Annotated in this window: 11 protein-coding genes and 1 tRNA gene; all 12 read right to left on the reverse strand. The window is 54.8% G+C overall.

What is annotated here, in order from left to right; translation table 11 throughout:
- Positions 1 to 18: 18 nt before the first annotated feature.
- Complete coding sequence (locus GXP52_10330; protein NOY87679.1) at positions 19 to 1,167, reverse strand: Nif3-like dinuclear metal center hexameric protein; 1,149 nt, start codon at positions 1,165 to 1,167, stop codon at positions 19 to 21.
- A 218-nt stretch (positions 1,168 to 1,385) separates the two neighbouring features.
- Positions 1,386 to 1,462 (reverse strand) — tRNA-Ile (locus GXP52_10335).
- A 152-nt stretch (positions 1,463 to 1,614) separates the two neighbouring features.
- A complete protein-coding gene (rpoD, locus tag GXP52_10340) occupies positions 1,615 to 3,504 on the reverse strand; it encodes an RNA polymerase sigma factor RpoD (protein NOY87680.1) in 1,890 nt (629 codons plus the stop codon).
- A complete protein-coding gene (locus GXP52_10345; protein ID NOY87681.1) occupies positions 3,501 to 5,276 on the reverse strand; it encodes a DNA primase in 1,776 nt (591 codons plus the stop codon). The genes rpoD and GXP52_10345 overlap by 4 nt, the downstream gene beginning before the upstream one ends.
- 67 nt (positions 5,277 to 5,343) lie before the next feature.
- A complete protein-coding gene (locus tag GXP52_10350; protein NOY87682.1) occupies positions 5,344 to 7,692 on the reverse strand; it encodes an endonuclease MutS2 in 2,349 nt (782 codons plus the stop codon).
- A 209-nt stretch (positions 7,693 to 7,901) separates the two neighbouring features.
- Complete coding sequence (locus GXP52_10355; protein ID NOY87683.1) at positions 7,902 to 8,099, reverse strand: 30S ribosomal protein S21; 198 nt, start codon at positions 8,097 to 8,099, stop codon at positions 7,902 to 7,904.
- Between the two features lie 100 nt (positions 8,100 to 8,199).
- On the reverse strand, positions 8,200 to 8,541 hold the full coding sequence (locus GXP52_10360; GenBank protein ID NOY87684.1) for a histidine triad nucleotide-binding protein: 342 nt from the start codon (positions 8,539 to 8,541) through the stop codon (positions 8,200 to 8,202).
- Positions 8,542 to 8,554: 13 nt separating this feature from the next.
- Positions 8,555 to 9,247: a bifunctional phosphoribosyl-AMP cyclohydrolase/phosphoribosyl-ATP diphosphatase HisIE gene (locus GXP52_10365; GenBank protein ID NOY87685.1), complete on the reverse strand. Its 693-nt coding sequence runs from the start codon at positions 9,245 to 9,247 to the stop codon at positions 8,555 to 8,557.
- Between the two features lie 12 nt (positions 9,248 to 9,259).
- On the reverse strand, positions 9,260 to 10,048 hold the full coding sequence (gene hisF / locus GXP52_10370; protein NOY87686.1) for an imidazole glycerol phosphate synthase subunit HisF: 789 nt from the start codon (positions 10,046 to 10,048) through the stop codon (positions 9,260 to 9,262).
- Positions 10,045 to 10,785, reverse strand: a complete 741-nt coding sequence (gene hisA, locus GXP52_10375) for a 1-(5-phosphoribosyl)-5-[(5-phosphoribosylamino)methylideneamino]imidazole-4-carboxamide isomerase (GenBank protein ID NOY87687.1) — start codon at positions 10,783 to 10,785, stop codon at positions 10,045 to 10,047. Before hisA ends, hisF begins: the two co-directional genes overlap by 4 nt.
- A complete protein-coding gene (gene hisH, locus GXP52_10380) occupies positions 10,786 to 11,439 on the reverse strand; it encodes an imidazole glycerol phosphate synthase subunit HisH (GenBank protein ID NOY87688.1) in 654 nt (217 codons plus the stop codon). It abuts the gene before it with no gap.
- Positions 11,440 to 11,472: 33 nt separating this feature from the next.
- The coding region (hisB, locus tag GXP52_10385) for an imidazoleglycerol-phosphate dehydratase (GenBank protein ID NOY87689.1) at positions 11,473 to 11,739 on the reverse strand (267 nt) is incomplete at its 5' end.

Genomic DNA, 11,739 nt, shown 5'->3' on the forward strand with positions numbered 1-11,739 from the left:
TTTTTTTCTCCTCCTGCCTCAATCATGCCATTTACCCTCTGCTTCACAGGGCTGCGCGGTTAACGTAATAAATGGATTCTCCTCGACCGCGTAAACGATTTCCACCGTTTCATCGAGACCTTTCAATGCCACATCGAGCAGCCTGCCAAAAAACTCCATGCCGAAACGTTCCGGTGCAAAGTGCCCGATGTCCAATAGGGCCAAACCGGCTTCCTGCGCCCTGCGAGCGTCATGATACCTGATGTCGCCGGTGATAAACAGATCACTTCCTTTGACCAGATTATCCTCCAGCAGGGATGCTCCGCTCCCGGCGCACAGGGCAACCCTCCTGATAACAGTCCCCTTTCTCCCCACCCACCGGACAGCGCTTGCGCCCAGATCTTTCAGGAGGGTCTGAGCCAGATCCTCAAGAGCAGCTCCCGGATCCAGGTCCCCAACCAGTCCCAGGCCGTTTCCCCTGTCCAGCGGGAAAAGCGGATAAAGATCCACTGTCGGTTCTTCGTAGGGGTGGGCCCCCTTTAAAACCTCTATTGTAGATCTCAGGTTCCTCTCCTCGATGATGATTTCCAGTCGGACCTCCCGGACTTTTTCAAACCGGCCGGTCCTCCCCACGGCCGGATCCGTTCCTTCAGAACCCAGAAATGTACCCTCTCCGGGGGTGGTGAAAGAACACTTTGAATACTCTCCTATGGTTCCATGTCCAAGATTGAATATGGCCTGTCGGACCCGTTCCAGCGCTTCATCAGGTACGAAAGTGACCAGTTTGAGCCTGGCCGGATCCGTGCTCCCGAAGGCCTGGACATTCTGGAGAGTCAGCAGCTCCGCTAAAGCCCTGTTGATTCCCCGGGGCGCTGCATCGAGATTGGTATGGGCGCTGTAAATCGCAACCCTCTTTTCAATGGCAAGGGCCACCGCCCGCCCGGCCATGGTATCCAGATTAAGATTTCTTATGGATTTGTAGAAAAGAGGGTGATGGGTCAAAAGCATGTCGGCCCCGGAGTTGACGGCCTGGCCTATGGTATCCGGGCCCGCATCAAGGGCCAGCATAAGCCTTCGGACCTGCCATTCCATGCTCCCCACCTGTAATCCGATGGGATCATCCGGAAGAGCCAGCGACGGCGGGGCTATCTTCTCGGTCTGTTCTACGATCTTTCTTACAGTGAGCACTTTTCCAATTGATTATCCTTGTTTTCAGGACAATAAAAAAGGTGCACCTGGTTGAGTGCACCTGTACCGTTTTTACTGAGGAAATGGACCCGTTAATGGTGTTTTTCCGAGTCCCCTCATGGCGTCTCCCGTCGCAGGGCGGCTTCCTCACTCCACCTCCCAACCATGAGATAATATGAGACATCCTCCAACTTACCAGCCTCCCGGAACCTGCTTTGTGGTGGGCCCACTCCGACTCGAACGGAGGACCTACCGGTTATGAGCCGGTGGCTCTAACCAACTGAGCTATGGGCCCGAACGGAAATGACTAACCCTTTTGGCTATATTTGTCAATCAGCTTTTGACAACCTCGTAAAAAGTTTCTTTGGTCCTTTTTCCTCGGCAGTGGTTCGACCATTCGACAGGCTCATGGCCCTGAGCAAACGAGTGCGTCGAAGGGACATCCGTTTAATCCTCATGAAACGGCTTCAGACGTTTGCATCGGCTCGGATGCCGCAGCTTTCGCAGAGCCTTGGCCTCTATCTGCCTGATCCTCTCCCTTGTTACCGAGAAATTCTGGCCGACCTCCTCCAGGGTGTGATCTGTCCTTTCATCAATTCCGAACCGCATCCTGAGAACCTTTTCCTCCCGCGGCGTCAATGTCTTGAGAATGCCTCGGACCTGCTCCTTGAGGTTAGCGTGAACCACCGCCTCCCCGGGAGAGATGACCTTCTTATCTTCGATAAAATCACCAAGATGGCTGTCCTCCTCATCCCCTATCGGGGTCTCGAGCGAGATGGGCTCTTTAGCGATTTTCAGAACCTTTCGAACCTTCTCCAAGGGCAGGTCCATGTTAGCAGCGATCTCCTCCGGCATGGGTTCTCGTCCCAACTCCTGGACCAGGTGCCTTGAAGTCCTGATAAGTTTGTTGATAGTCTCGATCATGTGGACCGGAATGCGAATGGTCCGAGCCTGGTCCGCAATGGCCCGCGTAATGGCCTGCCGGATCCACCATGTGGCATAGGTGGAAAATTTATACCCTCTTCTATATTCGAACTTGTCCACCGCCTTCATCAGACCGATATTTCCTTCCTGAATCAGGTCCAGAAACTGAAGTCCGCGGTTGGTGTATTTCTTGGCAATGCTCACCACCAGCCTGAGATTGGCCTCCACCAGCTCCTGCTTGGCATCCCGTGCCCTTATCCCCGCCAACCGGATCTTTTCCCCGTCTTCCAGGAGCAGGGCGGTTGACATCGCCGTTTCCTTTTCAATCTCTTTGAGGCGTTTCTTGCACTCCGCGACATGGCGCTGGTGGCTTTCCAGTTGGGCGATAGGCATCCCCGCTCCACGGGCAACGGATCGGGCTTCGCCCTTTTTAGCCCTCCTCAACAGCATCGTCATCTTCCATCCGGACAGCCCGGTGTGCTTTTCAACATTCCTGATCCTGCCCTGATAGTGCAGGATCTTTTCCCGGACAGAGGTCACCTTGGAAGCCAGCCGGATCACCTGGGAGGGGTTTAAATGAAGGTTCTCTATGTCCCTTGCGATCTCCCGGGAGATTCTTCGGACCTTCCTGGACAGGGCGGGAAGGTCTTCCTTGGAAGCGCCCGCGATCCGGACCTCCATTTCTTCGAGACGCGCCATCCTCTTCCTGATTCTTCTAAAGACCTTCAGTGTATCCTGGAAATACACTTCCTCTCTGATGGCGATTTCCTCCGGGGACTCCCCAGGTACGTTTTCTACCTCGCCGGATTCCTCTTCGTCGGTATCCCCATGGCTTTCATTCTCAACCTCCGGCTTATCATCGTCATTTCCGTCGTCATCAAGGTCAGCGTCATGGTTAAAAAGGACCTTTTTTAGTTTTATCTCTCTTTTTTCCAGCCTCTCCCCAAGCAATACCACCTCACGGATACAGATGTGGTTGCGCGCTACGGTTTCCAGAATTTCCTGTTCCCCCTTCTCGATCCTCTTGGCTATCTCAACCTCCCCCTCACGGGTCAGAAGGTTGATCTGTCCCATCTCTTTTAAGTACAGCCTCACAGGATCGTCGGTCCGGCCTGCCGAGGCGGCGGCAACAGCCACCGGTTTCTTCGCATCCCCGGCGGTTGTTTCCCCGCTGTTGTTATCCTCGGCACCGACACCGGATTCGGGGATCTTATCCACGATATGAATACCTCTGTCAGCATCGACTATCTCGATCTCCATCTCTCCAAACATCCCCATTACCTCATCGAGGTGATCAGGGGATATCACATCGTCGGGAAGGGCTTCGTTTACGTCGTCATAGGTTAGATAACCCTGCTTTTTGCCCTTGGTGATAAGCTCTTTCATCTGTTTCGGCTCTCCGTGGTCCTTCATTCCCGGTTTTCTCCTCCGGATGATTTCTCATCTGATTTTTGCCGGCCGTGGCGTTGTACCTGAAGACGCTTCCACTCCTCTGTAAGTTTCCGGTATTCAGTATCGTTCCCTCTTTCCTCTGCCACGGCAAGACGATTAACGGTTTCCTGGATCTTTTGGTCCAGCCTTTTTTCAGTAACACGCCTGAGGCAATCGTCAAGGGCTTTATCCTTGCCCTCCACAGGGTCTTCCAGCGCCCATCCGGTCAGCAGGTTCTTCATATTATCGTCGGTAGCTTGAATGATCTCATCTAACGCAGCTCCCGAAAATATTTTCCTGACCAGTTCGGAAATACCCGGGCTGGTAAAATCCTCGGGATCTACTGCATCTTTGATCCTGGAGATGGTGGAGGGATCTCTTATCATTATATGGATGAGCAACCCTTCCCACCTCTGGAGAGACGTTTGCGAATTCCCCCCGGACAGTGGGATCTGTTTTTTCTCCTTAAGGGATCCAAGCTTTGCCCTCAAATCCTGTTGTTCGATCTTCAGATCATCAGCTATTTCCTTCAGATAAACGCCGAGCCTGACCCTGTCTTTTATTTTAGCCAAAAATGGGATAATTGCATCAAGAACTTGCACCCGGCTGTCTACATCGTTGCCCGGATGCCGTTTTAACGCTTCCTCTTTAGCGAAGGTTATTACCGGAATGGCGTTGGAGATTTCGTCCTGCAGCGCCGCTTCCCCTCTTTTTCTAAGATATGTGTCCGGATCCTCACCGGATTCCAACGGAACGACCCTGCATCTGAATCCTTCCTCAAGAAAGATCATACCGCCGCGTAAAGCAGCCTTTCTGCCGGCATCATCGGAATCGAAGATCAACACACAATCTTTCGTCAACCGTTTAATTCGCTTTGCCTGTTCCGTGGTCAGGGCAGTACCCAGAACACCGACAACATTTTTTATGCCTCCCTGATGGAGGGAGATGACATCCAGATACCCTTCCACCAGTATAACCTGTCCTTCCTCCCTGATGGAGGGCGCTGCCAGATCCATTCCGAAAAGGGAGTCTCCTTTTCGGTAGATGGGTGTTTCGGGGGTATTAATGTACTTTGGCAGCTCATCGCCCATGACCCGGCCCCCGAACCCCAGGACCCTGCCATGAAGATCACGAATGGGAAACACCACCCTGTTTCGAAACCGGTCGTAGGGATCCTTGCCCCTTTCCCCTTTTACGGCCAGGCCGCATTCCACCAGAAGGCCGGGGTCGAAACCCTCTTTACTGAGCACATCCATAAGGGAACGCCAACCGGCCGGTGCGTATCCTATCCCGAAATTACGGCTTACGTCCGCGTGGATGCCGCGTGTTTTCAGGTATTCCCTCGCATTGCCGCCTTCGCCGCCCTTCAGCAGGAGGGTACTGTAGACCTGGGCTGCGACCTTGTTGGCCCCAAACATGAGGTCCTTCCGGTCGCGTTTTATCCCCGGCTCCCCACCGGTTTTGGGCAGATCGACTCCGCCTCGTTCCGCCAGCTTTCTAACGGCATCCGTGAAAGGGAGTCCATCCTGGAGCATGACGAATCGGATGACGTCACCGCCTACGTGGCATCCGAAGCAGTGAAATATCTGACGCCCGGGGTTCACCATGAACGAGGGGGTCTTCTCCTGATGAAAAGGACATAGCGCCTTGAGGTTGGAACCCGATTTCGAAAGGGGAATGTAGGCCGAAACAACATCGGTGATCTCGTTGGCCTCCTTGACCCTGGCAATTGTATCCTCATCCCACCTCATCATTCCAGCCCGGTTCTATGTTTATTGATAGGATCGTAAAAAGTCCAAATGATGACTTTTTGCAAAGTCATCATTGTTTCAGTTCCACTACCGTGACACCTGCGCCACCCGCCTCTTGTGGCGCGGATTCGAACTTCAGGACCCTCGGATCATCCCGCAGGCTCTCCGTGATGGCCTTACGAAGTGCTCCCGATCCCTTGCCGTGGATTATCCTCAGCTGGTATCCAGGCTCCATCAGTGAACGGTCCAGCACCCTGTCCACCGATTCTAAAGCCTCTTCAACGGTAAATCCGAGAAGATTCAGTTCCACCGGCAGGCTCCCTTCACCCTCGTAGCCGATAATGGCAGGCCGGTCCGTCCCGGATGATGGTTCGTCCCCTCCGTCCTCCAGCGTGGAAAGCCGTTGGAGGGGAACCCTCATCCGTATTCCGCCTGACAGGACCTCGGCCTCTTTCCCCCCGGGGAGAAGGGCCGTCACCTGCGCCTGAATACCCAGTGGTATTACCTCTATCCTGCCGCCAACGGACACGGGCTTTCCGGATGACATCCTTATTGCCGGGGGCGGCAGCCGGTTCATTACTTCCGATTTCATCTCACGTATCCTCTCTGGAAACTCTCTTCCGCCCGTACCCGGATCATCTTTTAACCCCTTTAAAAGCTCCTTGCCCTGCCTTGCCAGATCCCGTATGAAAGCCGACGCATCTTTTCGCGCTTCCTCCTGGATCTTTTTTATGTTCTCCTTCGCCCCTTCCCGGCGAATCCGGAACCTGTCTTTTTCAGCCTCGAGCCGTGCCATGATCCGCTCGGCCGATGCCCTGGCCTTCGCTTCCCTGTCCACCTCCTCGCTCAACCGCCCCAGCAGTTCATCGGCCCTCACGGCGCCTGTGCCCATGATCTCCTGAGCCCTGGTTATGATCTTCTGATCCACTCCAAGCCGTCCGGCTATCTTCAGCGCATGGCTTCTGCCGGGAAGCCCAATCTTTATCTGAAATGTCGGTTGGAGGCTCTCGGCATCAAATACCGTCGACGCGTTTTTCGCATAGGAAGCCCTGTAGGCAAACTCCTTCAGGAGATTGTGGTGGGTGGTTACCACGACACACGTCCTTTTCTTACCGAGCGCCTCTAAAAGCGCCATGCCGAGAGCGGACCCCTCCTGGGGATCGGTTCCGGCGCCAAGTTCATCGAGAAGGACAAGGGTGTCGTGATCGGCATGGGAAAGAATCTGCGATACCACTTTTATATGGGCCGAAAACGTGCTCAGGTTCTGTGACAGGCTCTGCTCATCACCTATATCGGCAAACACCCGGGAGAAAACCCTCATCCGGGTTCCTTCTGCGACAGGGACCGGGATTCCAGATTGAGCCATAAGGGTCAGCAGCCCGATGGTCTTGAGGGTTATTGTTTTTCCTCCGGTGTTAGGACCGGTTATCACCAGGGCTGTTGACGCGCCGCCGATCCCCAGGCTTATCGGAACGCATTCTGTGTCGGGATTCAATACCAGGAGGGGGTGCCTGGCCTCTACAAGGTCCGTCTCATCATCCAACTGAGGGATGGTCCCGTCCAGCTTGCGTCCCAGGCGCCCTTTTGCAAGGGCAAGATCCAACCGGGCGAGAAGTTCGAGGTTGGAGACCATGGATTCTCTAAACCCTCTGGCGTCCGCACTCATCCGTGCAAGGACCCTGTGTATTTCCTCATCCTCTCTCATCTTGGCGCCGGCCAGCCGGTTGTTCAGATCCACGGCGAAAAGGGGTTCGACAAAAAGGGTCTGGCCGCTCTGGGACCTGCTCTGAATTACACCCTGGAATGCGCGGTGGTATTCAGGTTTTACAGGTAGAACGTAGCGGCCGTTCCTGATGGTCATATAATCATCACGGATGACCTTCGCCATACGGTCTTCGGTCTTGAACGTCTCGAGTTTCCCGATAATGGTATCCCTGGCAGATCGCAACTCACGCCTGGCCCGGGCAAGTTCCGAACCGGCATTATCCAGCATCTCCCCGCTTTGAGTGAAGGATCGGTCCACCCACCGTTCCCACTCCGAAAAGGAAACCATACCCTGAACCAGGGAAGACAGCCCTGGGAGATCGCCCGCAAACTCGCGTACGGTTTGGCTGGCTGAACCAACCGCCTTCTGGTTGTTCAGAAGGATCATGAGGTCATCCGGGCCGAGCACGGATCCTTCGGCCCGGAGGCGATCCAGAATCGGGGCCGTGTTTCGAACCCCCGAAAGATTTATGTCGCCGATATCGAGAAGATGGAGGATCTCCCGGGTAAGCGACAGATCGGCGGCGGCGCTCTGTTTGTCAAGGTGGGGTAAAAGACGCAGGGCCAGATGGGAACCGGGTTCGGAATGCGCACACCCGGCGAGGTAGGACAGGAGATCTTTATACTCAAGTACTTTCAGGGCATGATCGTCCATGGAACCTACCGGCGACAAAGTTGATGCAGCCTTTTTGGGAATTGGACGGGACGCCTGAAACCATCCCTTATCCGGCAAGAATGTCTCTGTTCTTCGTTGATAGGGTCGTAAACGGAAAGCGAAGGACGGAAACTTTCGCCCCGTCCTTCGCCTTCATAGAATTTTTAAGGTACTGTAAGGTACTGTCTAATTGTTTCCTGAAGCATTACTCAGCGAAATCGCCTTTTTGTCGTCTTGACCATCTTTTTTCGCGCGGCGATCATCTTGCGCTTTTTCTGCACGCTGGGCTTCTCGTAGTATTCCCGCCTTCGAATCTCAGAAAGGATTCCTGATTTTTCGCACTGTTTCTTAAAACGGCGAAGGGCACCCTCGAAGCTTTCATTGTCCCTGACCCTTACACCAGGCATAAACAACCCTCCTTCCCATATTGGGATTGTAATCAAGCCATGCAGTTTAACCAAGTTTCAATAAGTTTTCAAGAGCTTTATCGACCATACCGGCTCTTTTTCAGCCCATGCCGCTCAATCTCTTGCCGCCCAGCATGTGCATGTGGAGATGAAACACCTCCTGTCCGCCATCAGGGTTGCAGTTGATCAGAACACGGTATCCCCCTTTTGCAACGCCCCTATCCCGGGCGATTCCGGCTGCGAGAAGTGTCATCCGTCCCAGCAGGACGCCGTGTTCCTCTCCGGCGTCGTTCAGGGTCGCCAGGTGTTTCTTCGGCACAATCAAAACGTGAACAGGGGCCTTCGGGCTGATATCCTCAAAGGCAATGAGTTCATCGTCCTCATGAACCACCTTTGCCGGTATCTTTCCACCGGCTATCTTGCAGAAAATACAGTCGAGCATGGATTACCTCCTGTTACCTGGCGGCTTTTTCCGCAAGCCCCCCCGTCCCGAACCTCCCGGCAAGTTCTTTTCGTACCTCTTCCGGCCGCACCGAGACCGCCGCAAGGAGGACCCATGTGTGGTAGATCAGGTCCGCCGTCTCCCTTACGACATTTCCACGGTCGCCGGCCGTTGCCGCCAGAATAAGCTCGAGACTCTCCTCCAGCACCTTCTTTCCAATTGCCTCCACATCCTTGGAGAGCAGGGAGGAGGTATATGAATCTTCCCTGGGGTTTCTTTTCCTGTCCACGATAACGGCGTAAAGACGATCAAGGATTTCCCGCTCTTCCCTGCCGTCATAAATCTCTTTTTCGTCGAATATGGTATGGGCGATATCTTCGTTACCACCCAGGGCCCGATAGAAACAGGAACGGTGGCCCGTATGACAGGCAGCGACTTTCTGGTCGGCCTTGACGACCAGGGCGTCCCCATCGCAATCGTAAAGGATCTCCTGGACCTTCTGCACATGACCCGAGGACTCCCCCTTCTGCCATAGCTTCTGCCGGGAACGGGAAAAATAGTGGGCAAGCCCGGTTTCCAGGGTTTTTACGAGCGCTTCCCGGTTCATGTAGGCCACCATGAGAACCTCACCGTTGGAGTGGTCCTGGACGATTGCCGGGATCAGCCCGCTTGAATCGAATTTGAGCTGCGAAAGATCAACTTTCAACATCCGCCTCCTTCAAAGCCTCACAGTAATACCGCGGGAATGCAGGTAGTCCTTGGCTTCCGGAACGGTGAACTCCCGGAAATGGAAGATCGATGCCGCCAACACGGCACTGGCGCACCCATCCGCCAACCCTTCGTACATGTGTTCCAGGTTTCCGACGCCGCCGGAAGCGATGACGGGAATTGAGACGGAGGTGGCGATGGTTTTCGTCAAGGGGATATCATAACCGTCCTTGGTGCCGTCCCTGTCCATGCTCGTCAGCAGGATTTCGCCGGCGCCATATTCTTCCATCCGCCTGGCCCATTCCAGGGCATCTATCCCCGTAGGATTCCTTCCTCCGTGGGTGTAGATCTCCCACTTGGGGGACCACCTTGTCCCTCCCACCCGCTTGGCATCAATCGCCACAACGATACACTGCGAACCAAACCTCAGGCTGGCCTCCTTGACGAATTCAGGTGTAGAAACAGCCGCCGTGTTGATGCTCACCTTGTCCGCGCCCGCCCTTAACAGCTCCCTGATGTTTCCCAGGTTTCTGACCCCGCCTCCCACCGTCAAGGGGATGAAGACAGATTCGGCCGTCCTTTTTACGATGTCCAGAAGGATCTCCCTTCTATCGGACGAGGCTGTGATATCGAGGAACGTGACCTCATCGGCCCCCTGTTCGTTGTAAAAGGAAGCGATCTCGACAGGATCGCCTGCATCCACGAGGTTGACGAACCGGACCCCTTTTACGACCCGGCCATCCGTCACGTCCAGGCAGGGTATGATCCTTTTTGCAAGCCCGTCTCCTGCTTTCGTCACAGGGTGTCGCCCTCCCTTTGAACCTCTTTAATTGCCTCGGCAAGGTCAATGGTGCCCTCGTAAAGGGACCTGCCAAGTATGACGCCCTTGACTCCCTTACCCTCAAGGTCCGCTACTCGAACGACATCCTCCGGGGTATGCATGCCGCCGGACAGGACAACGGGAATCCCGATGGCCGTGGCCAAGGCCTCGGTCGCATCCAGGTTGGGTCCCGTCATAGCACCATCTCTCTCGATATCAGTGTAGATGAGATGGCTGACTCCGGATTCCTCCAACTCACGGGCCATTGACATTGCGCTCTTCTCTGTGACCTCCTGCCAACCCTGCACCGCCACGTAACCGCCCCTGGCATCGATTCCCACTGCGATCCGCCCCGGATAGGAAAGACAGAGTTCGCGCACGAGATCCCTGTTCTTGTGGGCCACCGTGCCAAGGACAACCCTATCCACCCCCAACTGAAGATAGTTGTCCACCACCTCCCGGGAACGGATTCCACCACCAAGTTCTATGGGCACATCAACGGTTTGCAGGATGCGGGCGATGGCTCCCAGATTTCTGGGCTCCCCGGCGACGGCGCCGTCCAGGTCCACAACGTGGATCATCCTGGCTCCCTGGGATTGCCATTTCAAGGCCATCTCCTCAGGCAATTCAGAATAAATCTTGGCCGTATCCATCTCACCTTTGTAAAGACGGACACACTTGCCGCCCTTAAGATCAATTGCCGGCAGGATAAGCATTCAGTCCTCCTTCCAGCCGGCAACTACGCGCCCGAAGTTCTCGAGGATCTTCAGGCCCCACGGCTGACTTTTCTCGGGGTGAAACTGGGTTGCAAAAACATTATTCTGAACGATAACCGAGCAGAACTTTACCCCATAGTCCGTAAGGCCCGCTACAACTTCGCCCTGTTCAGGAACCACGTAATAGGAGTGGACGAAGTAGAAGAAGGATCCATCCGGTATACCATCAAAAAGGGGAATCTCCCTGGTGAGCTGGACCCGGTTCCACCCCATGTGCGGGACTTTGAGTGCACGCTCGTGGGGAAATCGGACCACCCGGCCCCGAATAATATCCATTCCACCGTGGATGCCGAACTCCTCGCTCACCGTCATTAAAAGCTGCATTCCCAGGCAGATTCCGAGGAAGGGCCTGCCGTCGGCGATTGTGTCGTAAATCGAATCTACAAGCCGTGCCTGGGACAGATTTGCCATGCAGTCCCTGAAGGCTCCGACGCCCGGCAGGACAACCCCGTCGGCCGCAGCCACAACCCCGGGATCGCCGGAAACTACAGCATGAACCCCGGCTTTCTCCAACCCTTTTTGGGCGGAGTGGAGATTTCCCATCCCATAATCCACCACCACTACGGTGGGCTTATTATCATTGATATTGATCATCGCTCATTGTTTCCCGGGTTCCAGGTTCCGCCCTCACGTTTCAATCAACATCCCCTTGGTGGACGGAACCCCTTTAACCCTCGGGTCAACACCGACTGCCTGGTCCAGGGTTTTGGAGAAAGCCTTATATATCGCCTCGGCCATATGGTGGCGGTTGCGTCCCGAATCGACCTTGATGTGCATGTTGGCCCCGGCGTTATTGCAGAACGCCTGGAAGAACTCAGGAAGAAGCTCCATGGAGAAATCCCCCATCCCCCCGTCGAGAGTCGGGATTGAAAAGGAGAGGTAGGGGCGCCCCCC

It is taken from the genome of Deltaproteobacteria bacterium (assembly GCA_013151915.1).
In the GTDB taxonomy this organism is placed as follows: Bacteria; BMS3Abin14; BMS3Abin14; order BMS3Abin14; family BMS3Abin14; genus BMS3ABIN14.